26 protein-coding genes are annotated in these 24,331 nt (G+C 57.3%); 13 read left to right on the forward strand and 13 right to left on the reverse strand.

Annotation, left to right across the window (positions count from 1 at the left end):
- The first annotated feature begins 51 nt into the window (after positions 1-51).
- On the forward strand, positions 52-495 hold the full coding sequence (locus tag AC2FD8_RS02880; RefSeq protein ID WP_496853396.1) for an NUDIX hydrolase: 444 nt from the start codon (positions 52-54) through the stop codon (positions 493-495).
- Here the strand turns inward: AC2FD8_RS02880 and AC2FD8_RS02885 are convergent.
- A complete protein-coding gene (locus tag AC2FD8_RS02885) occupies positions 492-1,763 on the reverse strand; it encodes a PP2C family protein-serine/threonine phosphatase (RefSeq protein ID WP_496853395.1) in 1,272 nt (423 codons plus the stop codon). The genes AC2FD8_RS02880 and AC2FD8_RS02885 overlap by 4 nt on opposite strands.
- Before the next feature lie 157 nt (positions 1,764-1,920).
- On the opposite strand from AC2FD8_RS02885, the gene AC2FD8_RS02890 reads away from it, so the two are divergent.
- The 3 genes from AC2FD8_RS02890 to AC2FD8_RS02900 are packed head-to-tail and all read left to right on the forward strand — an operon-like array spanning position 1,921 to position 2,638.
- Positions 1,921-2,259 (forward strand): Hpt domain-containing protein, encoded by a 339-nt coding sequence (locus AC2FD8_RS02890; protein ID WP_496853394.1) that lies wholly within the window; start codon positions 1,921-1,923, stop codon positions 2,257-2,259.
- A 52-nt stretch (positions 2,260-2,311) separates the two neighbouring features.
- A complete protein-coding gene (locus tag AC2FD8_RS02895) occupies positions 2,312-2,443 on the forward strand; it encodes a hypothetical protein (RefSeq protein WP_496853393.1) in 132 nt (43 codons plus the stop codon).
- 48 nt (positions 2,444-2,491) lie between these two features.
- Positions 2,492-2,638 (forward strand): hypothetical protein, encoded by a 147-nt coding sequence (locus tag AC2FD8_RS02900; RefSeq protein WP_496853392.1) that lies wholly within the window; start codon positions 2,492-2,494, stop codon positions 2,636-2,638.
- A 23-nt stretch (positions 2,639-2,661) separates the two neighbouring features.
- Here the strand turns inward: AC2FD8_RS02900 and AC2FD8_RS02905 are convergent, their stop codons facing one another.
- The 4 genes from AC2FD8_RS02905 to AC2FD8_RS02920 all read right to left on the reverse strand — a co-directional run bounded on the left by AC2FD8_RS02905 (position 2,662) and on the right by AC2FD8_RS02920 (position 7,472).
- A complete protein-coding gene (locus tag AC2FD8_RS02905; RefSeq protein WP_496853391.1) occupies positions 2,662-3,555 on the reverse strand; it encodes a glycosyltransferase family protein in 894 nt (297 codons plus the stop codon).
- On the reverse strand, positions 3,552-5,186 hold the full coding sequence (locus tag AC2FD8_RS02910) for an SAM-dependent methyltransferase (RefSeq protein ID WP_496853390.1): 1,635 nt from the start codon (positions 5,184-5,186) through the stop codon (positions 3,552-3,554). The genes AC2FD8_RS02905 and AC2FD8_RS02910 overlap by 4 nt, the downstream gene beginning before the upstream one ends.
- Before the next feature lie 184 nt (positions 5,187-5,370).
- Positions 5,371-6,597 (reverse strand): threonine ammonia-lyase IlvA, encoded by a 1,227-nt coding sequence (gene ilvA, locus AC2FD8_RS02915; protein ID WP_496853389.1) that lies wholly within the window; start codon positions 6,595-6,597, stop codon positions 5,371-5,373.
- Between the two features lie 56 nt (positions 6,598-6,653).
- Positions 6,654-7,472, reverse strand: coding sequence for a hypothetical protein (locus AC2FD8_RS02920; RefSeq protein WP_496853388.1), 819 nt, complete (start codon positions 7,470-7,472; stop codon positions 6,654-6,656).
- Between the two features lie 91 nt (positions 7,473-7,563).
- On the opposite strand from AC2FD8_RS02920, the gene AC2FD8_RS02925 reads away from it, so the two are divergent.
- Both AC2FD8_RS02925 and AC2FD8_RS02930 read left to right on the forward strand, forming a co-directional pair.
- Complete coding sequence (locus tag AC2FD8_RS02925) at positions 7,564-8,790, forward strand: argininosuccinate synthase (protein WP_496853387.1); 1,227 nt, start codon at positions 7,564-7,566, stop codon at positions 8,788-8,790.
- A gap of 243 nt (positions 8,791-9,033) precedes the next feature.
- Positions 9,034-9,315 (forward strand): SCP2 sterol-binding domain-containing protein, encoded by a 282-nt coding sequence (locus tag AC2FD8_RS02930; protein ID WP_496853386.1) that lies wholly within the window; start codon positions 9,034-9,036, stop codon positions 9,313-9,315.
- Here the strand turns inward: AC2FD8_RS02930 and AC2FD8_RS02935 are convergent.
- From AC2FD8_RS02935 to AC2FD8_RS02945, 3 genes are read right to left on the reverse strand one after another with little or no spacing between them, the layout of a single operon-like run.
- Complete coding sequence (locus AC2FD8_RS02935) at positions 9,312-9,653, reverse strand: carboxymuconolactone decarboxylase family protein (protein ID WP_496853385.1); 342 nt, start codon at positions 9,651-9,653, stop codon at positions 9,312-9,314. The two genes, AC2FD8_RS02930 and AC2FD8_RS02935, sit on opposite strands and share 4 nt — an antisense overlap.
- Positions 9,654-9,664: 11 nt before the next feature.
- Positions 9,665-10,423: an amino acid ABC transporter permease gene (locus AC2FD8_RS02940; RefSeq protein WP_496853384.1), complete on the reverse strand. Its 759-nt coding sequence runs from the start codon at positions 10,421-10,423 to the stop codon at positions 9,665-9,667.
- 9 nt (positions 10,424-10,432) lie between these two features.
- Complete coding sequence (locus AC2FD8_RS02945; RefSeq protein WP_496853383.1) at positions 10,433-11,173, reverse strand: amino acid ABC transporter ATP-binding protein; 741 nt, start codon at positions 11,171-11,173, stop codon at positions 10,433-10,435.
- Positions 11,174-11,293: 120 nt separating this feature from the next.
- On the opposite strand from AC2FD8_RS02945, the gene AC2FD8_RS02950 reads away from it, so the two are divergent.
- Positions 11,294-12,064 (forward strand): transporter substrate-binding domain-containing protein, encoded by a 771-nt coding sequence (locus AC2FD8_RS02950; protein ID WP_496853382.1) that lies wholly within the window; start codon positions 11,294-11,296, stop codon positions 12,062-12,064.
- A 164-nt stretch (positions 12,065-12,228) separates the two neighbouring features.
- Positions 12,229-12,900 carry a peptide-methionine (S)-S-oxide reductase MsrA gene (msrA, locus tag AC2FD8_RS02955; RefSeq protein WP_496853381.1) on the forward strand — a complete coding sequence of 224 codons (672 nt, stop codon included), beginning with the start codon at positions 12,229-12,231 and terminating at the stop codon, positions 12,898-12,900.
- On the opposite strand, the gene AC2FD8_RS02960 is transcribed toward msrA, so the two are convergent.
- Together AC2FD8_RS02960 and AC2FD8_RS02965 are read right to left on the reverse strand one after the other, a co-directional pair.
- On the reverse strand, positions 12,897-13,769 hold the full coding sequence (locus AC2FD8_RS02960) for a ribokinase (RefSeq protein WP_496853380.1): 873 nt from the start codon (positions 13,767-13,769) through the stop codon (positions 12,897-12,899). The two genes, msrA and AC2FD8_RS02960, sit on opposite strands and share 4 nt — an antisense overlap.
- Positions 13,766-16,027, reverse strand: coding sequence for an NADP-dependent malic enzyme (locus AC2FD8_RS02965; RefSeq protein WP_496853379.1), 2,262 nt, complete (start codon positions 16,025-16,027; stop codon positions 13,766-13,768). Before AC2FD8_RS02965 ends, AC2FD8_RS02960 begins: the two co-directional genes overlap by 4 nt.
- A gap of 162 nt (positions 16,028-16,189) precedes the next feature.
- Here AC2FD8_RS02965 and mutS point away from each other — a divergent pair, with 162 nt between their 5' ends.
- Entirely contained in the window at positions 16,190-18,802 is a 2,613-nt protein-coding gene (gene mutS, locus AC2FD8_RS02970; RefSeq protein WP_496853991.1) for a DNA mismatch repair protein MutS, read from the forward strand.
- Between the two features lie 58 nt (positions 18,803-18,860).
- On the opposite strand, the gene AC2FD8_RS02975 is transcribed toward mutS, so the two are convergent.
- Together AC2FD8_RS02975 and hrcA are read right to left on the reverse strand one after the other, a co-directional pair.
- Positions 18,861-19,424: a nucleotide exchange factor GrpE gene (locus tag AC2FD8_RS02975; RefSeq protein WP_496853378.1), complete on the reverse strand. Its 564-nt coding sequence runs from the start codon at positions 19,422-19,424 to the stop codon at positions 18,861-18,863.
- A 10-nt stretch (positions 19,425-19,434) separates the two neighbouring features.
- Positions 19,435-20,499, reverse strand: coding sequence for a heat-inducible transcriptional repressor HrcA (hrcA, locus tag AC2FD8_RS02980; RefSeq protein ID WP_496853377.1), 1,065 nt, complete (start codon positions 20,497-20,499; stop codon positions 19,435-19,437).
- A 112-nt stretch (positions 20,500-20,611) separates the two neighbouring features.
- Here hrcA and rph point away from each other — a divergent pair, with 112 nt between their 5' ends.
- The 4 genes from rph to AC2FD8_RS03000 are packed head-to-tail and all read left to right on the forward strand — an operon-like array spanning position 20,612 to position 23,437.
- Positions 20,612-21,325: a ribonuclease PH gene (gene rph, locus AC2FD8_RS02985; protein ID WP_170412685.1), complete on the forward strand. Its 714-nt coding sequence runs from the start codon at positions 20,612-20,614 to the stop codon at positions 21,323-21,325.
- Positions 21,322-21,936, forward strand: coding sequence for an RdgB/HAM1 family non-canonical purine NTP pyrophosphatase (rdgB, locus tag AC2FD8_RS02990; RefSeq protein WP_496853376.1), 615 nt, complete (start codon positions 21,322-21,324; stop codon positions 21,934-21,936). Before rph ends, rdgB begins: the two co-directional genes overlap by 4 nt.
- On the forward strand, positions 21,926-23,080 hold the full coding sequence (gene hemW, locus AC2FD8_RS02995; RefSeq protein WP_496853375.1) for a radical SAM family heme chaperone HemW: 1,155 nt from the start codon (positions 21,926-21,928) through the stop codon (positions 23,078-23,080). Before rdgB ends, hemW begins: the two co-directional genes overlap by 11 nt.
- Before the next feature lie 3 nt (positions 23,081-23,083).
- The gene (locus AC2FD8_RS03000) at positions 23,084-23,437 is read left to right on the forward strand and encodes a YbaN family protein (RefSeq protein WP_496853374.1); all 354 of its coding nucleotides are present in this window, start codon (positions 23,084-23,086) and stop codon (positions 23,435-23,437) included.
- Here the strand turns inward: AC2FD8_RS03000 and AC2FD8_RS03005 are convergent.
- Positions 23,427-24,323, reverse strand: a complete 897-nt coding sequence (locus tag AC2FD8_RS03005) for a ParB/RepB/Spo0J family partition protein (RefSeq protein ID WP_496853373.1) — start codon at positions 24,321-24,323, stop codon at positions 23,427-23,429. The genes AC2FD8_RS03000 and AC2FD8_RS03005 overlap by 11 nt on opposite strands.
- Positions 24,324-24,331 lie beyond the last annotated feature (8 nt).

The raw sequence follows: 24,331 nt of genomic DNA on the forward strand, positions 1-24,331 counted from the left end.
GGCATACCGGCACCATATAGGTCGCAGAGATTGGGTTGTAAGGGGCCATACATGATCAGACGGTTCGGCGAAAGCCCTGAACCCGGGCGCAAGTATACTCGGCGGGTCGGAGTTTACGCATTGCTGCCCCGCGCCGGGCACCTTCTTTTGACCTGTCAGACCGAACCGGGGCCGGATCTGCAATTGCCCGGCGGCGGTATTGATCCGGGCGAATCACCCACAACCGCCCTGCACCGCGAGGTTTTCGAGGAAACGGGCTGGCTGATCGCAGCACCCCGTCGTGTCGGCGCATTCCGGCGGTTCACTTATATGCCGGAATATGACCTCTGGGCCGAGAAGATCTGCCTGATTTATCAGGCGCGTCCCGTACGCCGTCTTGGCCCGCCAAGCGAGCCCTTCCACGAAGCGCTTTGGATGCACGCCGCCGACGCAGTTGAGACGCTGGGCAACGACGGGGATCGCCATTTCGCGAAACTGCACGCTCAAAGGCTTTAAACCCCGTTATATTCAAAGAACACCGCCGAGACATCGTCCCCCATACTACTATCAGATGACATGGCCTGCGTCAGGCGCCAGAACAAATCGTCCAGAAACTCAGGCCCGCCACGACCTGCCGCACAGTCGAGAGCCATCTGCCGCAAGCCCTCCTCATCCAGCATTCCGCCTTCGGCCAAGGCGCATTCCGTGAACCCGTCCGAATGCAATAACAACCGGTCTCCCGGCTCCATCATCGTCTCAATCTGCTGAAACTTCACATCCTCGATCAACCCTATGGGCAGTCCGCCTTCGCCCAGAAACTCAGTCCTGCCGTCGCGTCGCAACATGAGCGGATGTGGATGCCCGGCCTGGACCATCCTGACATGCCCGTTGCGCAGATCGACAATCGCATAGACCATCGTAAAGTACTCTTCGATCCCGGCATCCGCCAGCAATCGACAATTCAGCATCCCTGCGACCTCTGCCGGGGGAAGCAAGGCATAGAACTTGTCAAAACGTTTTTCCATGGCGACGTTCTGGTCGAAATGTTTGCTGGACAGATAGCCGCCCAACCGCGCCGTCATCATGGCCGATGTGATGCCGTGACCGGATACATCAATGCTGTAGAACCCAAGGCGGTTCGGACCGGGTGAGAACATCCCCACCAGATCACCCCCGATATGACCGCAGGGCTTCAACAACAGGCTGACGCGTGATTTTCCGAACTCCTGCGTGAGGTCGGGCACCAGGGATTCTTGAATTTTGCGCGCCTGGATCAGATCCTTGTCGATGGCCTCATGCGCCAGTTTCAGCTCTTGCAAAGCCGATTCTATCAGGCGGTTTTTCTGTGACAACTCGCGCTGCATGTCCAGAATCCGCGCCCCGGCCGAAATACGTGCGCGCAGTTCATCCGCCTCAAGCGGTTTGATCAGAAAATCATCCGCGCCCGAGTCCAGACCCCGCGCCACCTCCTGCTTTTCGCTTTTGGAGGTGAGCAGGATAAAATAGCTGTAGTGTTCCGCCTCAAGCGCGCGGAAGGCGCGGCAGAACTCAAGCCCACTCATCCCCGGCATGACCCAATCGCTGAGAACAAGGTCGGGGGCGGCTTCGGTACAGATGTCTATAGCGGCCTCTCCATTGTCGGCCTCAAGAACCTCAAAACCCCATTTCTTGAGCGAGGCCACAAGAATGCGTCGTTGCAGGCGGCTGTCATCCACGACCAGCACCCTTCGGATTGCACCGAAGTCCAGATCGGAACTGGTTTCCTCAAGACTTGCCGTTGGCACTGCGCAACCCCACTCGCTTGCTTTGATCGGGATGAAGGGACCCTACCCATCAGGGGCTTAACATCAGGTGAAGGCTGGCAGAGACCGAAGCTTAACCCGACATTTACTCAATCCGGGCTACCAAGGAACAATTCTAAACCGATGCAGGACGCGACCCATGATCCACTGGCCCCGAGTTCGACAGTTGCGCGACGAGGTTGGCGCGGATGAGTTCGATGAGGTTGTCGAAATCTTTCTGGACGAGGTGCAAGAGGTCATAGCCCGCCTGCATGCCGATACCGCGCGGCTGGATCTGGAACAGAACCTGCATTTCCTGAAGGGCAGCGCCCTGAGCCTCGGGTTCGAGACCTTCTCAAAGCTGTGTCAGGATGGCGAAAGGCTGGCCGCGCAAGGCCAAGGCGATAAGGTCGATGTCCCTTGTATCGTACAAAGCTTTCAGAACTCTGTGATCGAATTCAAAAAAGATCCTGATCAGGTCGTACAATCCCAAGATTAGCTGGGGCGTGCTAACTCTATTGGGATGCGCCGATCTATGCTAAACATCTGTTATGAATGAGATAACCGAAGAACAGGATGCACTTATCCGTCCCCATCTACCGGTTCAGCGCGGGAATGTGCGCGTTTCGAACCTGACTGTCATCAACGTGATCCTGTTTGTGGTTGAAAGCGACAACAAATAGCGGATCTTGCCGCCACGCTTTGGTAAATGGCACACGGTTTAAACTCGGATGCGCCGTTGGACAGACGGGGGTGTTCTGGACCGGCTGTTTGATGCGCTTCAGGAACACCAAATGATCCGCGTGTCTGTCGATAGCCTAGGCTTGGACAGCACAAACGCCAAACTCCATCCTGACGGCACTGTTGCACAGGCTTAGCAGCTCAAGAACTAGCATACAGATTAGGGTTTCGGCGTTATGCCCAAGTTGGCGGCGATGGTCTTGGCTGCAGCTTGAAAGCTGTACTGCTGTACGACATGTTCGGCAAAATCCGCGCGTCTACGTCGAACGGCATCAGACTCTGATTTTGCCTGCGCAATCAAACCTTCCAAGGGCGTATCTTCATCAAATACATAGATAAACTCTTCAAACCCATCAGGCAGGCCCATTATTCTATCGGATATCAGAGGTACACCGCAGGCAAGAACGTCAAAAATACGATTTGAAATCAGACCATTGTTCCGCATCAAAGGACGGTGATCATTTAGGACGACACCTGCTGAACGATAGAGATGACCCAGCTGCGAATTTGGAACTCTCGTAGCGCGAAGACGATCTGATTTCAGTTGTCGATTCCACCGGTCGCCGTAGACATCCACAGGCAAGTCTTCAGCAAGCGCCTTTTCAATAACCGGTCGGATCTCCCATCTCTTGTAGTTGTTGCCAACAAATAGGGTTGGACCATTCACGTTGCGTTCGCCCGAATGGAAAATGCGATGATCCGTTGCTTGGTAAAGTACGGAATCCTGGGGTCGCGCGTCTATTTGTTCGAAGAATAGGTGCGAAGCATAAAAATTCGCTGTGCCGCTATCAAATCCTTCCGGCCTTCCGGCCGGGGGAAGCTCGCTGATGATCCAATTTGCAACACCATGTTTAGCGGCATGCGGGTAGGCGATCTTTCCTCGTATCACAACTGCTGCTTCTGCCGCTTCAGCGGTTGAAGCCCATGCGTTGTGATTGTCGACACGAGCTTTGAGACCGATATCCGTAAATGCATCAGCAAGGCTTTGTGAATAAATTTGCTCGCCCCAACTATGTCGCTTGCCCTCCTGATACGGAGACTTCACTGCGATCACTGTTGGGTTTGTTTCACGCGATGCCGTTCTGACTTTTTTTTTAAAGGAGCGGATTGAACCGCCCCCATAAAGGCACGTTCTAGCTGTTGAATACGTTCAAATTCGTCTTGTGAGAGAGACAAGCCAATGCCTTCCAACACCATTCTGGCGGTACCAAATATCCTTGCCCGGCCGTAGGATATCTGAGACGATCCGTGCATAAGAACTTGCCTCACGCCACGTGTAATCACCCAACGCAGCGGAATTTCCTGTTCTGCTCGCCACTCAACGTCTATCTGATTCAATCTTTCAGCTGTTCTGACAAAGTTAAATGGGGTTGCGTCGAGATATGAGCCGTCAATTGTCCAATCTTCCAAAGCGCCAGCATCTGCCTTCTGCGTGCTTGCTGCTTTGAGATACTCCGCCCAAGGGATGAAACTGCGCCAAACGCGACTTGGGCGCGGGGTTCGGTGCATTTGGCGAACAATCTGTGCGGCTTCGCTGACCCCTTCTATATATGGTGCGGGCGCAGTATTGTGACGGACTGTGTAGCAATCCACTTCAAATTCTTTGGGTTCTTCCGAAAGTGTCCCGGTCTTTTTGACAACTATTTCACCATCGAGCCCAGCAAAAGAAGTTTCACAAGTGTAGGTCGGGTGCCGTTTTCCAATGTTGTGCGTAAGCGCAAGCTTAGTTGATTGCGGGAAATCTTGCGCGCTTGCAACAATCAGGAATGAGTTGGCAAATTCACCAAGAAGCCCGGCTTGGCTTAGCGTGGAAATTGCAAGGCCTTCTGAAAACGCCGGCAAAAATTTACGACTATAGTCGCGTGAACGGGTACCAAAAAGCAAATCAGAGGCACTAAACCCCTTGGACGCGAGACCGGCATCGGTGATCAGCGTGTCACAAACCTTGTAGTCTGGAAAAGCATAGTGGAATTCTTGATGCGGGAACCCGTTGTCGGAGAGCAGCGTAGCCATTTCCAATTTACTGAATGTTTCTGCTGAGCGTCCATCATACAGGTCGTGAATTCCGTAGTAAGGTCGGCCAACATGATCTTCCGATGCCCCGTTCCAATACTTCAGCCCAAGCTTGTTCTCGATTGCGACAACGACTTTTCCACCCGGCTTGAGGTGTCGCTTCGCAACTTCCAAATACGAAGCAAACGGATCGGATGGCTCTCCGTACAACGGTGCATACTCCAATACACCAATAAACAGCACCCAATCGAACTTCTTCTCCGACTGAAACTTGGTGAAATTGTCCACATGGAATTTTGCATTGGGCAGGTCTTCGCATCTTTTCGATGCTGTGCGAGCCCGGGAAACAGTTCCTTCAACAGACGTGAGTTCAACGCCCTGTTCAGCCAAGTAGCGTGATATCGCTCCACACCCACAACCCAACTCCAACACAGCTTGATTCTTTTTGAACTCAAGCCCTCTTAGGACGAAGTGGCGTTTGGCGGAAAAATGATACTCTGACGCCCAGTCGGTTATCAACGCGTTGATTTCAGGAGAGTTTACAGATCGGTCTGTGCAGCTTGATACTCCGGAAAAGAGCCTGTCTTCTTTCCCAACACCATCGGAATACTGAATGTCTGTAGAATCTTCGCGAACCCAGACATTGTGTTCTGCATCGTGTACGTAGGTCATTTTGATCAAGCTATCTTATAACACTGTTTAGCGCACAATACCCAGCTACCCGGTCCGCCTCCAGAGGGAATCTTGATCCAGACAATTGCCATTTTGATTGCGCTTCAGATCAAAAACACTGGGTTTGCACGCAGCTGTTAGAAATGCAGCAATCTCAGGACAAAAAGTTCGTATTTAGACCGCCCTAAATCACAAACTGCGCCAGCGTCTCATCCTCGGTGATGTCGGTATAGGTGAACCCGGCCTCATCCAGATGTGCAAAGAGGCGGGCAAAGTTTTCGGGCTTGCGGGTTTCGATCCCAATCAGGACCGAACCGAAATTGCGCGCCGATTTCTTCATGTATTCGAACCGGGCGATATCATCTTCGGGGCCGAGGATGCCCAAGAACTCTTTCAACGCGCCGGGGCGCTGCGGCAGGCGGAGGATGAAATACTTCTTGACCCCGGAATAGCGCTGCGCGCGCTCCTTGACTTCGGGCAGACGCTCAAAATCGAAATTGCCGCCGGAGGTGACGCAGACGACCGTTTTGCCGCGGATAAAGCTTTGCACATCAGCAACCGCCTCGATCGCCAACGCGCCGGCGGGTTCCAGCACGATGCCTTCCACATTCAGCATTTCAATCATTGTGGTGCAGATGCGATCCTCGGAAAGGACTAGCACATCCGACAGGTGACGGTCTTTCAACAGCTCAAAGGGCTTTGCCCCGATCTTGCCGACCGCCGCGCCGTCAACGAAATTATCCACATGATCCAAGGCAACCGGATGCCCAGCGGCCATCGCCGCATGCAGACAGGCCCCGCCCTTGGGTTCGACAAACAAACAGTGGGTCCGATCGTCGAACCAGGTTGCCACGCCGGACGACATGCCACCGCCACCGACTGGCAGGATCACATGGTCGGGCACGCGGCCAAGCTGTTCCTCGATCTCGACCGCAAGCGACGCCTGGCCTTCGATCACATCCTCATCATCGAACGGCGACAGAAAATGCCCGCCTTCCTTTGCGCACCAAGATTGTGCTGCGGCAAGCGTGTCGTCGAAATAGTCACCGCTGAGGTGAATCTCGATATTGTCGCCGCCAAAAATTCGGGTCTTCTGGATTTTCTGCTGAGGCGTGGTGACCGGCATGAAGATCACCCCCTTCACACCCAGATGCCTGCACATAAAGGCCACACCCTGCGCATGGTTTCCGGCGCTGGCGCAAACGAACAGCTCCTGCCCCTGCTGCTTGCGCATAGCGTTGAACGCGCCCCGGATCTTGTAGGAACGTACCGGGCTGAGGTCCTCTCTCTTGAGCCAGATATCAGCACCGTAGCGGTCAGACAGATGGGCATTCCGCTGCAAAGGCGTTGCCGGAAAAACAGAGCGCATCGCCTGTTCGGCGGCGCGGGCACGGGTCATGAAATCGCTCATGCCGGTGTCAGTGGCCTATCCCGACCAAAAGGGCAAGGAATACATATGTGTACGAATTACGACAGCGCGCGTTTTTCGATGTAAACGCCGTAGATCGTGGTCAGGATGCTGACATTGATCAGTGGCACGATCAGCATGCCACAGAAAATCACCACCAAACCGCCAATCACCGGGATGATCAGAAACACCGCAGACACCAGTTGAAGCACAAACTGAAACAACACCGACAACACAAGCAACGTCACTATGGTTCCGTTCGCGCCCGACGTTGCCTGCCACGCATCAGACAGTTTCAAGGGTTCACCAATTGCTGCGGCGGGCATGATCGGAGACACCCGGTAGAAGGCCACCGAAAGCGCCACGACAACAAGTAGCCACGCCAATATGCCTATCACAGCCGACGCTTGTGTCAGAAATCCGATGACGAGCATCGCCGGAAGCAAGATGACCGCCCCCAGCAAGACCAGCATCACCATCCGCCCAATATAGGCGAGTACTCGATCTGATCTGAAAGCGGGCAGAAAACCGGCCGGGTAGTCTTCGAGCAGCACAAAACGATGCCAGGACACGATGATCCAGACCATGATCGCAAAAAGGGAGGCCACCACGCAGAACAGGAAAGCTGTGATCGCCCCCGGCGATGCTGCATCGGGCAGGCCGTTTGGCTCGGTCGAGATATCTTCGAAAGAAATACCGAACAGATGACTGAACGCGATGATGGCCAGACCGCCGATAAGTGCGGGGATCAACGTGATCTGAAGCGCCTGTTTCAGATTTCGCAAAACCATCTTGATCGAATGCATGAAAATCTCGAACGCCAACATCTGGAACTGCCCCTGTTCAACCATCTCTTGTTCTTTGTCCGGTCGTTTCACCCCAATTTGCGGCCTGCGTCAATCCACACAGCTTGCCCCCGCCCACAAAACCCGTTAGGGGCCAATCGTCTTACGAATAAGGGGAAGTCAGATGTCCGCGCCCAAGAAAGTTGTTCTGGCCTATTCCGGTGGCCTTGATACCTCGATCATTCTGAAATGGCTGCAGACCGAGTATAGCTGTGAGGTCGTGACCTTCACCGCCGATCTGGGTCAGGGAGAAGAGTTGGAGCCTGCCCGCCAAAAGGCCGAGCTGCTGGGGATCAAACCCGAAAACATCTATATCGAAGACATCCGCGAGGAATTCGTCCGCGATTTCGTCTTCCCGATGTTCCGCGCCAATGCGGTATATGAAGGGCTGTACCTTCTGGGCACGTCCATCGCGCGGCCTCTGATCTCGAAGCGTCTGGTCGAGATTGCCCAAGCCACCGGTGCCGATGCCGTGGCCCATGGCGCAACCGGCAAGGGCAACGATCAGGTGCGGTTCGAACTGGCTGCCTATGCACTGAACCCCGACATCAAGGTCATCGCGCCGTGGCGTGAATGGGACCTGACCAGCCGCACCAAGCTGTTGGAGTTTGCCGAACAGAACCAGATTCCGATTGCCAAGGACAAACGCGGTGAGGCGCCCTTTTCGGTCGATGCCAACCTGCTGCACACCTCCTCGGAAGGCAAGGTTCTGGAAGACCCAGCCGATATGGCGCCCGACTATGTCTACCAGCGCACTGTCCACCCCGAGGACGCGCCCAACGAGCCCGAATTCATCGAGATCGGTTTCGAAAAAGGCGACGCGGTCAGCATCAATGGCGAGGCGATGAGCCCGGCCACCATCCTAACCAAGCTGAACGAATATGGCGGCAAGCACGGTATTGGTCGTCTGGATCTGGTCGAAGGCCGGTTCGTTGGCATGAAGTCGCGCGGTATCTACGAAACCCCTGGCGGCACTATCCTGCTGGAAGCACACCGTGGTATCGAGTCCATCACCATGGACCGTGGCGCGATGCACCTGAAAGACCAGCTGATGCCGCAATATGCCGAACTGATCTATAACGGCTTCTGGTATTCCCCCGAACGCGAGATGCTGCAGGCCGCCATCGACAAGAGCCAAGAGCATGTCACCGGTACCGTCCGTGTGAAACTGTATAAAGGTCTGGCCTCGACCGTTGGCCGCTGGTCCGATCACTCGCTGTATTCCGAGGCACACGTGACCTTCGAGGAAGATGCCGGTGCCTATGATCAGACCGACGCGGCCGGCTTTATCCAGCTGAACGCGCTGCGTTTGAAACTGCTCGCGGCGCGCGACAAGCGTCTGTCCAAGTAATCTGGCCAACAGCTTAGAATTCAAGACCCCGGCAATCACACGGTTGCCGGGGTTTTCTTTTGCCTATGGCGTTTCGGGTTTTACCTGAATCGCCAAGTGACACGAATGTCCCGAGAACGCTGAAAGCGTGGCAGGGTATTCGTGTCCCAGGTTGAACCCGAAACGCTATAGCGGACCCAGCGTCATGCTTGCCGGATGTGGGGCCATGTCTTTACGCATACGTCAAGTTTGAAAGGACACACCATGCTGCAAGAGATCGCCGACGGAATTCAAAACGGGCTGAATGGCAAAAGCTTTGACGGCTCGCTCAAGTTCGATTGTGGCGATGCGGGTGTGATCGTGCTGGCCGACAATAAAGCCACCACGCAGGATCAGGATACCGACTGCACCATCCGTATCTCGCAGGAAAACCTGACCAAACTGCTGACCGGCAAGCTGAACCCGATGACTGGTGTTGCCATGGGCAAGCTCAAAATCTCGGGCAACATGGGTGTGGCGATGAAGTTGGGGCAGTTGCTGGGTTAATCGCCTTCCGAGAACACATCAAACGCCTTCAGCGCCTTTGCGCTGTAGGCAAAAGACGGGCCTCCGCCCATATAGGTCGCCATTGAAAGCGCCTCGGACAACTCCTCACGACTGGCGCCGAGGCGCACCAGCGATTTCACGTGAAACCCGATGCAACTGTCGCAACGTGTGGCGATGGCAATGCCCAGCGCGATGAATTCTTTGGTTTTCTCGCTCAGGACACCGTCGGTTTTGGCCGCTTTGCCCATCATCCCGAAGCCGCGCACGGTGTCGGGTATCTCTTTCGAGAGCGTGCCGATATTGGCCTCGGTCTCGGCCATGAAGTCTTTCCAGTCCACAATATGCCTCCTTATCTGCGTTCGTCCGCGCCCATGCGGCGTTCCAGCCAGCGTACCCCGGCGCTGATGATCAGAACCAGAACCAAGTATTCAAAAATCAGTAAAGTGTAGATTTCCAGAGGGCGGTATTCCGTCACCACCAGCTCATTCGCGCGGCGGGTCAGCTCTTGCATGCCGATGACACTGGCAAAGGCGCTCATCTTGACGATGTAGATGAACTGGTTTGCCAAGGGCGGCAGGATACGCCGGATCGCTTGCGGCAGGATCACGTAACGCATGGTTTGCACATAGTTCAGCCCGATGGTCTGCGCCGCCTCGCGCTGACCGCGTGCGATGGATTGGATGCCCGCGCGGTAGATCTCAGCCGTGAACGCACTGTCGGAAATCGCCAAGGTGATGATCGCACCCCAGAATGGGTCAATCGGGATGTTGAGGCCCATCGACTGGAACACGATCGGCAGGCCGTAGAATACCCAGAACAGCATGGGCAACAGCGGAATGGCGCGAATGAACTCGACATAGACCCTGTTCAATAGCCGCCAGCCGCGTTTCTCGGACAATCCGGGCAAGGCAACCAACAGGCCAATCACAATCGACAGCACCGCCGCGATCAGAGAGATCAGGATCGTCGCGCCCATGCCTGAAATCAGGAATTTCACATTGGTCCAACCCGAAGCGGTCCGCGGATCGATAACATACCAGCCCCATGTCTGGGATGAGGAACAGCCCGCCAGCAGCAGAAGCGGTACGAGGATGAGCGCTTTTTTCATCATACCCACTTAATGCTGCAAAATCTGGCCGAGGAACTTACGGCACCGCTCCGAGGTCGGATTGGTGAAGAAATGTTCCGGTTTGCCCTGTTCCACGATCTCACCCTCATCCATGAAGATCATCTTGTCGGCGACCTTGCGGGCAAAGCCCATCTCGTGGGTGACAACGATCATGGTCATGCCTTCATGCGCCAGCTCGACCATTACGTCCAGCACCTCGGCGATCATTTCGGGATCAAGGGCCGAGGTCGGCTCATCAAACAATAGAACCTTCGGCTCCATGCACAGTGACCGGGCAATGGCCACGCGCTGTTGCTGGCCGCCGGACAGTTGGGTCGGGCGTTTGTCGGCCTGATCGGGGATGTGGACACGCTCAAGGTAGTGGCGCGCGCGCTCTTCAGCCTGTGCTCGGCTCAGCCCCCGGGCCTTGATGGGGCCAAGGGTCAGGTTGTCCAGAACGCTCAGATGCGGGAACAGGTTGAACTGCTGAAATACCATACCGACCTCGGACCGGATGGTGGCTGCGGATCTGGCGTCATCCTTCAACTCGATCCCGTCAATGCGGATGGTCCCTTTCTGGTGTTTCTCCAGCTGGTTGATGCAACGCACGACCGTAGACTTGCCCGAGCCGGACGGCCCGCAGATCACAACCTTTTCACCGCTATTGACCGTCAGGTTGATATTCTTGAGGACATGGAACGTATCGAACCACTTGTTCACATCGACAAGCTCGATGGCGGGGTCTGGCATTGGTCGATACGTCCCTATTTGGCGCGGGTGGATAATTTAATGGGCCTGCGCCCCCTTCCCGCTTAAAACAACGAACTATATAAGACAGCAAGTCCCAGCTGCCACCAACAGGAGAATTAAATGAACACAATCTGGAGAGCAGCAGCAGCCGCTGCGCTTGGCCTGGTGTTGTCGGGCGCAGCCCATGCGCAATCGGCACTGAATGAAATCCTGGATTCCGGTGTGTTGAAGGTCGGCACGACCGGTGACTGGAACCCGATGTCCCTGCGGGATCCCGCCACGAACAGCTACAAAGGTTATGACATCGACATCATGAACGAACTCGCCGCTGATCTGGGGGTCGAGGTCGAGTACGTCCCGACCGACTGGAAAACGCTGGTGAATGGTGTCGTGGCGAAGAAATACCACCTGACCGGCTCGGCCTCGATCTCGCCGCCGCGCATGAAGGTTGCAGGGTTCTCGGACAGCTATATCTCGGTCGAGCTGTTTCCTTACACGTTAAAAGACAAGGCCGACAAATTCGATGGTTACGAGTCGATCAACCAGCCGGGTGTGACGGTCGCCACCACGCTGGGCACCACCTTTGAAAAACGTGTGCGCGAATGGTTCCCGAATGCCGAAATCAAAGTGGTCGAAGCCCCGGCGCGTGGTTTTCAGGAAGTGATCGCCGGACGGGCCGATGTGTTCATCACGTCGAACATCGAAGGCTCGACCCTGGAAGAGAAGTTCCCGATCGAGCGTGTAAAGAATGCTGGTCCACGGTCCCCCTCGCCGATTGCGATGATCCTGCCACAGGATGATCAGGTCTGGATCAACTATGTGAACAACTGGATCGAGGTGAAGAAAGCCCAGGGCTTCTTTGAGGAAAACCAAAAGAAATGGGGTCTGTGATCCTGTCAGCGCCCGGCCCAACAGCCGGGCGTTTTCATTTCTGGCTGCCCCAAGGGTAAACAGGTCGGTAAATAAACTCGGGTCACCAGCGCGTGACATTCCATGTCAGACAATTGCAACTTGTGCGAACACCAGTCACCTTGAGTCTCGGAAGGAGACATACCATGACCCGGACTGCATATCTCGACTGCCTCAAACCCGCCCTGTTGTTCACCCTGATTGCATTGACTGCCACCTTTCGCGCCGTTCCGGCCCCGGCTGCAGGGACCGAGACCCTGACGGTTGCCGGAGGATGCTTCTGGTGTGTTGAATCCGATTTCGAATCCGTACCCGGCGTCACAGGTGCTGTGTCGGGGTATACAGGCGGCTCTGCCTCGAACCCGACATATGATCAGGTGACCAAAGGCGGAACGGGCCATTACGAAGCGGTGCAGATCACGTTTGACCCCGCGCGTGTCTCACGCGAGACGCTGCTGAACATGTTCTTCCGCTCAGTCGATCCCACGGATGCCGGTGGGCAGTTCTGTGACCGGGGGGATAGCTATCGTACGGCGATTTTCGTCTCTGACGCGGGGGAAAAGGCGCTTGCGCAGCAAGCCAAATCCAGTGCGCAGCGCACACTTGGCCAAACGGTCGTCACCCCAATCCTGCAGGAGGGCGCGTTCTACCCCGCCGAGGAATACCATCAGGACTATTACAAAGGCGAGAAACTGGTCTTTACCCGCTTTGGCCCCAAGCGCCAGAAGAACGCCTATAAAGCCTACCGCAAGGCCTGCGGTCGGGATGCCCGGGTGAAGCAGCTTTGGGGAAGCGACGCGCCCTTTACCGGATCTTAATCCAGCTGTGCGTCCCGGACTTCCCTCAGATCCGGAATGACATCTGCAGTGCCGTGCCGCGTGACCATCAGGGCCGCGGCACGGTTTGCCTGTAAAATGGCCTGTTCCATCGGCATGCCCCGGTCCATCCCGGCCAGAACATAGCCGGTGAACGTGTCCCCTGCGCCGGTCGTATCCACCGCCTGCACCTTATGCGCGGCGAAATCCATCGGGTCACAGCCATGCTGCAGATATCTCGCACCTTTCGATCCTAGCGTGACGATCACATGGCGCACGGGCAGTTCTGCTGCGTCCAGCCCGGTTTCCTGCCGCAATTGCTCGGCCTCGACCTCATTCAGGATCAAGAAATCCAGATAGGGCAGAACCTCCTGCACTGATTGCGCCTGAAACGGCGCGGCGGCGTAGCAGACAGTCAGGCCAAGCTCATGCCCTAAACGGGCCGCTTCGACCTGAGCGTTGGTTTCGTTCTGCAAAACCAGTATATCCCCGGTATTGGCCGAGGCCAGCGCCTGCCCGATCTGCGCGCTGTCCAACGCGTGGTTGGCACCGGGGTAAAGGATGATCAGGTTTTCGCCCTGCCCATCCACGGCAATGATGGCGTGACCGGTCGGCACATTCACCTCAGCGATGAACCGCGTGTCGACGCCATATTCCGTCAGTCTATCTTTGGCCCAGCGCCCATCGGGACCAACGGCACCGATATGACTGACCCGAGAACCCGCGCGCGATCCGGCAACGGACATATTGGCCCCTTTGCCGCCGAGAAACCGCTCAAGCCCCTCTGCCGCCAAAGTCTCGCCCGCCGCAGGTAGGTGCGGCAGGCCGTAAACCATGTCGGCATTGATCGAGCCCAGGTTCCAGATCGTCATGACTTGCCAATATCGCAAGAGGCCAGGATGGCCATGTTCAGGATATCATTGGCCGTCGATACGGTCGAACAGATCTGGATCGGCTTGTCGACACCAGACAGGATCGGGCCGATCACTGTAGCTCCGCCCATTTCCTGCATCAACTTGGTCGAAATCGAGGCCGAATGCCGCGCGGGCACAATCAGGATATTGGCCGGACCGGTCAGACGCTGGAACGGGTATGCAGCCTGCTGATCCACGTTCAGGGCAACATCGACGGTCATCTCGCCTTCGTATTCGAAATCTACGCCGCGCTGGTCCAGAACCGCAGGCGCGCGATGCATCTTTTCGGCCCGTTCCGAGACCGGATAACCAAAGGTCGAGAAACTGACAAAGGCAACGCGCGGTTCCAGCCCCATATGGCGGGCCACTTCGGCGGCGCGTTCGGCGATATTGGCCAGATCGTTTTCATCCGGCCATTCATGCACCAGCGTATCGCCCATCAGAACGATCCGCCCCTTGTGCAACAGGGCCGTGATCCCTGCCGACCCGCGTGTGGCATCGGCGTCAAACACATGGTTGATCCGGTCCAGCACATGCGCGGATTTGCGGGTGGCCCCGGTCACCAAACCATCCGCATGCCCATGCGCCAGCATCAACGAGGAAAACACATGCCGGTCCCGCGCCGCCAGACGGTGAATATCCTTGTGATCAAAGCCTTTGCGCTGCAATCGGTTATACAGGAAATTCGAATAGGTCTCGAGATGCGCAGTGTTGGCGGCGTTCACCACCTCAAGCTCGCGCACGGCATCGCCCAGACCAGCCTCTTCCAGCTTGGTTTTCACATCATCAGGGCGGCCCACAACCAGCGCCTTGCCAAAGCCCGAGCGTTGATAGGACACCGCCGCACGCAGCACGCGCGGATCGTCGCCCTCGGCAAAGATCATCCGGCTTTGCGCCTGACGGGCGCGGGCGTTCAGGCCGCGCAGGATGCTGGCGGTCGGGTCCATGCGGGACTTCAGGTTCAGCTCATACGCGTCCATGTCGATGATCGGACGCCGCGCCGCGCCGGTATCCATCCCGGCCTTGGCCACGGCGGGCGGAATGCGGTGGATCAGGCGCGGGTCGAACGGCGTCGGGATGATGTAATCGCGGCCGAATGTCAGCGACTTGCCATAGGCCATCGCCACCTCATCCGGCACATCCTCGCGTGCCAGATTGGCCAGAGCATGGGCGCAAGCGATCTTCATCTCGTCATTGATGGCGCGGGCATGGATGTCCAGCGCGCCCCGGAACAGATAGGGGAAGCCCAGAACGTTGTTCACCTGATTGGGATAGTCGCTGCGCCCGGTGGCCACGATGGCATCAACACGGACTTCGTGCGCCTCTTCCGGCGTGATCTCGGGGTCGGGATTCGCCATCGCGAAAATCACCGGATTGTCGGCCATGCTGGCGACCATATCCTGCGTCACCGCCCCTTTTACCGAGACGCCAAGGAACACGTCGGCATCCCTCATGGCCTCTTCCAGCGTGCGCAGTTCGGTCGAGATCGCGTGGGCCGATTTCCACTGGTTCATCCCTTCGGTCCGGCCCTGATAGATCACGCCCTTGGTATCGCAGACGATGCAGTTCTCATGCTTTGCGCCCATCGCCTTGAGCAGTTCGATACAGGCGATCCCCGCAGCGCCCGCACCGTTCAGAACGATCTTAACATCCTCGATCTTCTTGCCCGAGATATGCAGCGCATTCAGCAGACCCGCCGCACAGATCACCGCCGTGCCGTGCTGATCGTCATGGAAGACGGGGATATCCATCTCTTCCTTCAGGCGCTGTTCTATGATGAAACACTCGGGCGCCTTGATGTCCTCAAGGTTGATGCCGCCAAATGTCGGCCCCATCAGACGCACCGCGCGGCAGAACTCATCCGGGTCTTCGGTATCCAGTTCGATATCGATCGAGTTTACATCCGCAAACCGTTTGAACAGGACAGATTTCCCCTCCATCACCGGTTTCGAGCCCAGCGCGCCAAGATTGCCAAGACCCAGAACCGCAGTCCCGTTTGAGATCACAGCAACCAGATTGCCCTTGTTGGTATAGTCATACGCGGTCTCGGGCGCTTCGGCGATGGCTTCACATGGAACAGCCACACCGGGGCTGTAGGCCAACGACAGATCGCGCTGCGTGGTCATGGGAACGGTGGCCTGCACCTCCCACTTGCCGGGGGTCGGGTCGAGGTGAAAGGCCAGCGCCTCTTCTTTGGTGATCTTCGCTTTGGGCATCGGATATGTCGTTTCTTTACATCTGTTAGGCTTTTGCCTCATAGCGCAGGCACGGGCGCGTCTCAACGACAATACGTTTTCACCTTTCGTCGCAGGGACCGGGTTTGTAAGGTCGCGTCCGGAATACGCCAGAAGGGGGCCGCCTTGTCCACAGTCACGCCGATGATGGCGCAGTATCTCGAGATCAAAGAAGGCCATGCCGACGCCCTGCTGTTCTACCGCATGGGCGATTTCTACGAGATGTTTTTCGAGGACGCCATCAACGCCGCCGAGGCGCTGGACATCGCCCTGACCAAGCGTGGCAAACACAATGGCGATGATATCCCGATGTGCGGCGTCCCGGTTCATGCGGCCGAGGGGTATTTGCTGACCCTCATCCGCAAAGGGTTCCGCGTGGCCGTCTGCGAACAGATGGAAAGCCCCGCTGAGGCCAAGAAAAGAGGCTCTAAATCAGTGGTTCGGCGCGATGTTGTGCGTCTGGTGACACCCGGCACACTGACCGAAGACGCCCTGCTGGAAGCCCGCCGCCACAACTTTCTGGCCACCTATGCCGAGGTCCGGGATGAGGCCGCGCTCGCCTGGGCCGATATCTCGACCGGGGCGTTTCACGTGATGCCTTTGACGTCGGTTCGCTTAAGCCCTGAGCTTGCACGACTGGCCCCGTCCGAGTTGATCGTCGCCGACGGGATGGAGCAGTCGCTGAACGAAACCGTCCGCGATCTGGGGATTTCGCTGACACCTGTCGGACGGGCCAGTTTTGACAGTACAGCGGCGGAAAAACGCATCTGCGGGCTGTTTCACGTCGGCGCTTTGGAGGCGTTCGGGTCTTTTGGCCGGGCCGAAGTGTCTGCGATGGGTGCCCTGATCGACTATCTTGAGATCACGCAGAAGGGCAAACTGCCCCTGCTGCAAACGCCTTTAAAGGAATCCGAAGACCGCGTGGTGCAGATCGATGCCGCCACCCGCCGCAATCTGGAACTGACGCGGTCGCTCTCTGGTGGCCGCGCCGGATCGTTGTTGTCCGTGGTCGACCGTACTGTGACACCCGGCGGCGCGCGTCTGCTGGAACAACGCCTGTCCAGCCCGTCGCGCAATCTGGATGTAATCCACGCCCGGCTGGATGCGGTGACATTTGCGACCCAAGACAGCCTGACCGCCTCGGACCTGCGTGAAGCCTTGCGCAAAACCCCCGATCTGGACCGCGCCCTGTCGCGCCTGTCGCTGGACCGCGGCGGCCCCCGCGATCTGGCTGCGGTCCGTAATGGCCTGACGCAGGCTGTCGCAATTGCGGGTATCTGCGAGGGGCAGGATCTTCCGGTCATGCTGGCGACCGCCTTGCAAAACCTTGTGGGGTTCGACGACCTCCTGAACTTGCTGGATGAGGCTTTGGTGGCAGAACCGCCGCTGTTGGCCCGTGACGGAGGTTTCATCGCTCCCAGCTTCGACCCCGAGCTGGACGAAGCGCGCACCCTGCGCGACGAAGGCCGGTCTGTCATCGCCGGGTTTCAACAGAAATACGCGGAGCACACCGGCATCACCTCGCTGAAGATCAAGCACAACAACGTGTTGGGCTATTTCATCGAAACCACGGCCACCCATGCCGAGAAAATGCTGAACCCGCCGTTCTCCGAGACCTATATCCATCGCCAAACCACAGCCAATCAGGTGCGGTTTACCACTGTCGAACTCTCGGAAATCGAAACCCGTATCCTGAATGCTGGAAACTTGGCGCTTGAGATCGAAAAGCGGCTCTATAAGGGGATTTCTGACGAAATTCTGACCCTCGCTGCCCGCCTCAACCAAGCCGCCCGAGGTCTGGCCGAACTCGACCTGACCACAGCGCTTTCCGATCTCGCACGCGGTGAGAACTGGTGCCGCCCACAGGTCGACAGCTCGCGCGCCTTCGATGTTCAGGGCGGACGCCACCCGGTGGTCGAACACGCGCTGCGCCAGCAAAGCGGTGACGCCTTCATCGCCAATGACTGCGATCTCAGTGCCGAAGACGGCGCCGCCATCTGGCTGCTGACCGGCCCCAACATGGCCGGTAAATCAACCTTCCTCCGTCAGAACGCCCTAATCGCCCTACTGGCCCAAATGGGCAGCTACGTTCCTGCGGAACAGGCCCATATCGGCCTTGTCAGTCAGCTCTTCAGCCGTGTCGGAGCCTCCGACGATCTGGCCCGAGGCCGCTCGACCTTCATGGTCGAAATGGTCGAAACTGCCGCCATTCTGAACCAGGCCGATGACCGCGCTCTGGTCATTCTGGATGAAATCGGCCGCGGAACTGCCACCTATGACGGCCTCTCCATCGCCTGGGCCACGCTGGAGCACTTGCACGCCGCCAACCAATGTCGCGCCCTGTTCGCCACGCATTACCACGAACTCACCGCACTTGCCGGAAAGCTCAAAGGCGTCGACAATGCCACCGTCGCCGTGAAGGAATGGGAAGGCGAGGTCATCTTCCTGCACGAAGTCCACAAAGGCGCCGCTGACCGGTCTTACGGTGTGCAAGTCGCGCAACTGGCGGGTCTGCCTGCCTCAGTTGTTGAGCGCGCCCGCATCGTATTGGACCAATTGGAAAAAACCGAACGCGAAGGCGGCAAACAGAAATCCCTGATCGACGACCTCCCGCTCTTCTCGGCGGCTCCACCGCCGCCACCCGCACCCAAAACCTCGCCAGTCACAGATATGCTGAACGACATCCTGCCAGACGAATTGACCCCGCGCGAAGCCCTCGACCTGATCTACAAACTGAAAGAGGCGGCCAAATCCTGACCGCCCCTTCTTCTGTTCAAAAATACCTCCGCCGGAGGCTTGGCCTCGCAGAGGCCAATCAGCCCGCAGGTGTCGACGACACGCCAACCTGCGCCGGGCGCAGCAAACGGTCGTACAACATGAACCCCTCAGCCGAAACCTGAATGATGTCCCCCGCGCGCGTTCCAGGCACCGGAGCTTCAAACATCGCCTCATGCACATTCGGATCGAACCGATCCCCAACCTCAGGCGTGATCACTTCGATACCGTGCTTCTGGAACACATCCTTCAACGCCCGCATGGTCAGCTCAACACCTTCCAGCAAACCGGCAGCCACTTCTTTTTGCTCATCGGTTGCGGCCTCAAGCGCGCGTTTCAGGTTGTCATAAACCGGCAACATGTCGCGGGCCAGCTTCGACCCACCATATTGCTCCGCATCCCGACGCGCCTTGTCGCCACGCTTGCGTGCGTTTTCCGCGTCAGCCAAAGCGCGCATGAACTTGTCTTTGTAGTCATCCCGCTCGGCGCGCAACTCATCCAGCTCCAGCGCCTCGTCGCTGATCTCAGCGAACTCTTCAGCCAGTTCTTCCGCTTCTGCCGCCATGATGTCGTCCAGAAATTCTTCGTTTTTGGGCTCTGCCATCTCTTACCCTCTAGCTCCGGTCGGATATCAGCTTGCCGACCAGTTGCGCCGTATAATCCACGATCGGTACGATCCGTCCATAATTCAGACGTGTGGGTCCGATGACCCCGACCGCACCAATTATCTTTCGATCAGCGTTCATATATGGAGACACAACCAAAGAGGAACCCGAAAGTGAGAAAAGTTTGTTCTCTGACCCAATAAAAATGCGCACACCCTCGCCTTCCTCGGTCAATTCAAGGAATTCGGCAATGTCGCGCTTGCGTTCCAGATCATCAAACAGGGTCCGAATGCGGTCCAACTCCTCAACCTCACCCGAATCCGCCAGAAGATTCGCCCGGCCGCGTACGATCAGACGCGCCGAGTCGCTTCCATCCCCGTCCCAGGCCGCAATCCCGCTTTCCACCATCTCGCGGGCCAGAACGTCGATCTCTTGCTTTCGCGCATCGATCTGCGACAGCATCTGACGGCGCACTTCGCTGAGGGTTCGCCCCTCGATCAGCGCATTCAGGAAATTCGCAGCTTCCCGCATCGAACTGGGCGTCTGACCCGGCGGCGGCGTGAACAGCCGGTTTTCAACATGCCCGTCCGAGAAAACCAGAACCACCAGCGCCCGGTCATGCGCCAAGGAAACAAACTCGATATGCTTGATCTCGGCCTCGTGTTTGGGCGTCAGAACCAGCGACGCGCCATGTGTCACGTGTGACAGGGCCGCGCCCACGCGATCCAGCATACCGCCAACATCGCCTGCGTTAGAGCCTAAAGTCTCATCCAGTTTCTGCCGATCATCGGCGCCTAGATCGCCGACCTCAAGCAAACCATCCACGAACATCCGCAGGCCCTGTTGTGTCGGAATTCGTCCTGCAGACACATGGGGGCTGTCGAGCAGGCCCAGAAACTCAAGATCCTGCATCACATTGCGCACGGTTGCTGCGCTCACTTTTTCTGAGAGAGTCCGCGTCAAGGTGCGGCTTCCCACCGGCTCACCGCTTTCCAGATAGCTTTCGACGATCAGCCGAAACACCTCGCGCGACCGGTCGTTCATCTCTGACAGAATTCTGCTGGCTTCGCTCATCCTCGGTCCCCTGCTGGACTGTCATTAAATCGCAGGTAAATGAAAGGTCAATCGGGGTTGCATCGTAATGCCGCAGGACGTTATCCCCAACCCAGCAAACAAAGGAATTCCCATGCGACCCTCAGGACGTGATCTAAACGAAATGCGCGCCGTTTCAATCGAGACAGGCTTTACCAAACATGCCGAAGGGTCTTGCCTGATCAAGATGGGCGATACCCATGTGCTGTGTACCGCCACGATCGAAGATCGCGTGCCGCCCTTCATCAAGGGTTCGGGCCTTGGCTGGGTCACTGCCGAATACGGCATGCTGCCCCGCGCAACCAACACCCGGATGCGGCGTGAGGCGGCTTCGGGCAAACAAGGCGGTCGTACCGTTGAAATCCAGCGTCTGATCGGCCGCGCCCTGCGCGCTGGCGTCGACCGGGTTGCTTTGGGCGAGCGTCAGATCACCGTCGATTGCGATGTCATTCAGGCCGATGGCGGCACCCGCTGCGCCTCGATCACCGGTGGCTGGGTTGCGCTGCGGCTTGCCGTGAACAAGCTGATGAAAGCGGGCGACGTGATCTCGGACCCCTTGGTAGACCCTGTTGCAGCTGTGTCTTGCGGTATCTACGCGGGCCAGCCGGTGCTGGACCTCGACTACCCCGAAGACAGCGAAGCAGGCGTGGACGGCAACTTCATCATGACCGGCTCGGGCAAACTGATCGAAGTCCAGATGAGCGCCGAAGGCTCGGTCTTCAGCCGCGCGCAGATGGATCAACTGATGGATCTGGCCGAAAAAGGCGTGGGTGAGCTGGCTGCCGCCCAAAAGGCAGCCACCGCATGACCCGCAAGTTCGACGGCGACAGGCTGCTGGTTGCCACGCACAACAAAGGCAAGCTTGAGGAGATGGCACATCTCCTCAACCCATTTGGCGTAACGGTGGTCGGCGCGGCTGAAATGAACCTGCCCGAACCGGAAGAGACCGAGGATACCTTTGTCGGCAATGCCCGGATCAAAGCGCATGCTGCTGCCAAGGCCACCGGCCTGCCTGCCCTGTCGGACGATTCCGGGATCACCATCGACGCGCTGGACGGTGCGCCGGGCGTCTATACGGCCGACTGGGCCGAAACCGACAATGGCCGCGATTTCATGATGGCCATGACCCGCGCCCACAACGAACTAGAGGCCAAAAGCGCAGCCCATCCCCGTACCGCGCAATTCCGCTGCACTCTGGTTCTGGCGTGGCCCGACGGGCATGATGAGGTGTTCGAGGGCGTCGCCCCCGGCCACTTGACCTGGCCAATCCGAGGCAAGGACGGCTTCGGCTATGACCCGATGTTTGTCCCCGAAGGCCACGACACTACCTTTGCCGAGATGGATCGTTGGGAAAAGAACAAGATCAGCCATCGCGGTCGCGCGGTGGAGATGTTCGTGAAGGGCTGCTTTGGCGGATGATTGGCGCAACGGGGGCTTTGGCCTGTATGTGCATTGGCCCTTTTGCGAGGCCAAGTGCCCCTATTGCGATTTCAACAGCCATGTTTCTAAAAATATTAATCAAAAACAATGGCTTGATGCGTATCTAGCCGAGTTGCGAAGATCGGCTCGTGAAACGCCTGACCGGGTTCTCAATACGATCTTCTTTGGCGGTGGCACCCCATCACTGATGAACCCCGACACCGTTGCCGCCGTCATTGATGAAGCCCGCGGCCTCTGGCGGCCTGCCAACGACATGGAAATATCGCTTGAGGCCAACCCCGGATCGGTCGAGGCCGGGCGCTTTGCGTCCTATCGCGATGCCGGCGTCAATCGGATTTCGATGGGTGTGCAGGCGCTGAACGATGAAGACCTCCGCCGCTTGGGTCGCATCCACACCGTCGCCGAGGCGCGCGCCGCCTTCGACATCGCCCGCACCTGTTTTGACCGCGTCAGCTTTGATTTGATCTACGCGCGCCAACATCAAACTGTTGAAGCGTGGCAGACCGAGTTGACCGAGGCCCTGTCGATGGCCGTTGATCATCTGTCGCTCTATCAATTGACGATCGAAGAAGGCACCGCCTTTGGGGATCGCTATGCGGTCGGTAAACTGCGCGGCTTGCCCGAGGACGACCACGCCGCCGACATGTATCTGGCCACGCAAGAGATCTGCGAGACGCACGGCCTGCCCGCCTACGAAGTCTCCAACCATGCCCGCCCCGGGGCCGAGTCGCAGCACAACCAGATCTATTGGCGCTACGGCGACTATGTGGGTATCGGACCCGGCGCGCATGGTCGGGTCACTTTGAACGGACGGAAGTTCGCGACGGAAACTCATTTGTCCCCGAATGCCTGGCTAAATGCAGTTTTCAAAGGATCAGGAGAAAGTGATCGAACCGAAGTTCTTTTGAACGAACAAGCAATCGAATACCTTATGATGTGTATTCGGTTGAGGGAAGGCCTAGATATAGAGAGATTCTGCGCGCTCTCTGGGCACCCTCTCCCCAAGAACAAGCTCGACTCTCTGGCTGACCTGGGCATGATAGAGGTGTCAGACACACATCTGAAAGCAACCAAAGACGGGCGTGCCGTTCTGAACGCGGTGATCCGCGAGTTGTTGGAGTAGCCGATGCAGTACCTCTGGGCCGGTCTTGGTTTGCTCTGCGTCGCGCTCGCCATGATTGGTGTGGTCTTGCCCTTGCTTCCAACCGTTCCCTTTCTGCTGTTGGCCGCGTTTTTCTTTGCCCGTTCGTCTTCCCGGCTACACAATTGGCTTCTGACACATCAGATATTTGGGCCAATGATCGTGGATTGGCAAAACTCCGGCGCGATCCGTCCGCGCGCAAAAAAGGCGGCCACCGTTTCGGTCGCCGCCGTATTTGGAATATCGGTTCTGCTGTCTTTGCCGTCTCATGTCCTGATCATTCAGGCCGTTGTTCTAAGCGGCGTCATGATCTTTATCTGGACCCGCCCTAACGGCTGAGTTTGGCGCAAAGATCGTCCAACTGGTCCAGGTTTTCATAGGTCAAAACTACCTGACCCGTTTCTGTCCCGGCCTTGTGATTGATCGAAACCTTCATGGCCAAGATGGCCGAGAGGTCCTTTTCCAACGCGCGGGTATCCGCATCTTTGCCTGCATTCAGATCCCGAGACCTAGGCGCCGGGCGATCTTCGGTGCCTTGCTGTTGCTTTTTGACCAGAGCTTCTGTGGCCCGTACCGAAAGCCCGTCTTTCACGACTTGCCTGGCCAGTTCCGACGGATTGTCGGCCGTGATCAACGCCCTTGCATGGCCCGCCGACAGTTTTCCCTCGATCACAAGGGTCTGGACGTCCATGGGCAGAGACAAAAGCCGCAGGAGGTTAGCAATATGGCTTCGGCTTTTACCCAAAGCCTCGGCCAGTTTTTCCTGCGTGTGGCCAAACCGATCCATAAGCTGCTTGTATCCAGCTGCTTCTTCGACGGAATTCAGATCAGCCCGCTGGATGTTTTCGATAATGGCGACTTCCAGAACTTCGGTATCATCAAAATCGCGAATAATGACTGGAATATCATGTAGTTGGGCCATCTGCGCCGCGCGCCAGCGGCGTTCGCCGGCAACGATTTCATACTCACCCGCACCGATGGATCGCACGATCAAAGGCTGGATGATCCCCTTTTCCTTGACCGATGACGCCAGTTCATCCAACTGCTCAGGCTGGAAAGTCCGGCGAGGCTGGTTTGGATTCGCCTTCAGTTTCTCGATGGGAACTGTCATGTCCGGCCGGCGCGGCTCTGTCGGAGAGCGCCCGTCCGTTTCGTGCGTGACGTCCGCCATAAGGGCAGACAGACCGCGACCAAGTCCTCTGGGTTTTGCTTTTTTGGCGCTCATGTCGCCCT

This window comes from Ruegeria sp. YTSC192, assembly GCF_059609705.1.

Excerpts from the sequence above, each read along its gene's own strand:
- AC2FD8_RS02910 (WP_496853390.1), bottom strand. The coding sequence starts at position 5,186 with ATGACCTACGTACACGATGCAGAACACAATGTCTGGGTTCGCGAAGAT.
- AC2FD8_RS02880 (WP_496853396.1), top strand. The coding sequence starts at position 52 with ATGATCAGACGGTTCGGCGAAAGCCCTGAACCCGGGCGCAAGTATACT.
- rdgB (WP_496853376.1), top strand. The coding sequence starts at position 21,322 with ATGACCCGCAAGTTCGACGGCGACAGGCTGCTGGTTGCCACGCACAAC.
- AC2FD8_RS03000 (WP_496853374.1), top strand. The coding sequence starts at position 23,084 with ATGCAGTACCTCTGGGCCGGTCTTGGTTTGCTCTGCGTCGCGCTCGCC.
- msrA (WP_496853381.1), top strand. The coding sequence starts at position 12,229 with ATGACCCGGACTGCATATCTCGACTGCCTCAAACCCGCCCTGTTGTTC.
- AC2FD8_RS02925 (WP_496853387.1), top strand. The coding sequence starts at position 7,564 with ATGTCCGCGCCCAAGAAAGTTGTTCTGGCCTATTCCGGTGGCCTTGAT.
- AC2FD8_RS02930 (WP_496853386.1), top strand. The coding sequence starts at position 9,034 with ATGCTGCAAGAGATCGCCGACGGAATTCAAAACGGGCTGAATGGCAAA.
- hrcA (WP_496853377.1), bottom strand. The coding sequence starts at position 20,499 with ATGAGCGAAGCCAGCAGAATTCTGTCAGAGATGAACGACCGGTCGCGC.
- AC2FD8_RS02940 (WP_496853384.1), bottom strand. The coding sequence starts at position 10,423 with ATGAAAAAAGCGCTCATCCTCGTACCGCTTCTGCTGCTGGCGGGCTGT.
- AC2FD8_RS02945 (WP_496853383.1), bottom strand. The coding sequence starts at position 11,173 with ATGCCAGACCCCGCCATCGAGCTTGTCGATGTGAACAAGTGGTTCGAT.
- AC2FD8_RS02950 (WP_496853382.1), top strand. The coding sequence starts at position 11,294 with ATGAACACAATCTGGAGAGCAGCAGCAGCCGCTGCGCTTGGCCTGGTG.
- AC2FD8_RS02895 (WP_496853393.1), top strand. The coding sequence starts at position 2,312 with ATGAATGAGATAACCGAAGAACAGGATGCACTTATCCGTCCCCATCTA.
- AC2FD8_RS02965 (WP_496853379.1), bottom strand. The coding sequence starts at position 16,027 with ATGCCCAAAGCGAAGATCACCAAAGAAGAGGCGCTGGCCTTTCACCTC.
- rph (WP_170412685.1), top strand. The coding sequence starts at position 20,612 with ATGCGACCCTCAGGACGTGATCTAAACGAAATGCGCGCCGTTTCAATC.
- AC2FD8_RS02890 (WP_496853394.1), top strand. The coding sequence starts at position 1,921 with ATGATCCACTGGCCCCGAGTTCGACAGTTGCGCGACGAGGTTGGCGCG.
- ilvA (WP_496853389.1), bottom strand. The coding sequence starts at position 6,597 with ATGAGCGATTTCATGACCCGTGCCCGCGCCGCCGAACAGGCGATGCGC.
- AC2FD8_RS03005 (WP_496853373.1), bottom strand. The coding sequence starts at position 24,323 with ATGAGCGCCAAAAAAGCAAAACCCAGAGGACTTGGTCGCGGTCTGTCT.
- AC2FD8_RS02900 (WP_496853392.1), top strand. The coding sequence starts at position 2,492 with ATGCGCCGTTGGACAGACGGGGGTGTTCTGGACCGGCTGTTTGATGCG.
- AC2FD8_RS02960 (WP_496853380.1), bottom strand. The coding sequence starts at position 13,769 with ATGACGATCTGGAACCTGGGCTCGATCAATGCCGACATGGTTTACGGC.
- AC2FD8_RS02975 (WP_496853378.1), bottom strand. The coding sequence starts at position 19,424 with ATGGCAGAGCCCAAAAACGAAGAATTTCTGGACGACATCATGGCGGCA.
- mutS (WP_496853991.1), top strand. The coding sequence starts at position 16,190 with ATGATGGCGCAGTATCTCGAGATCAAAGAAGGCCATGCCGACGCCCTG.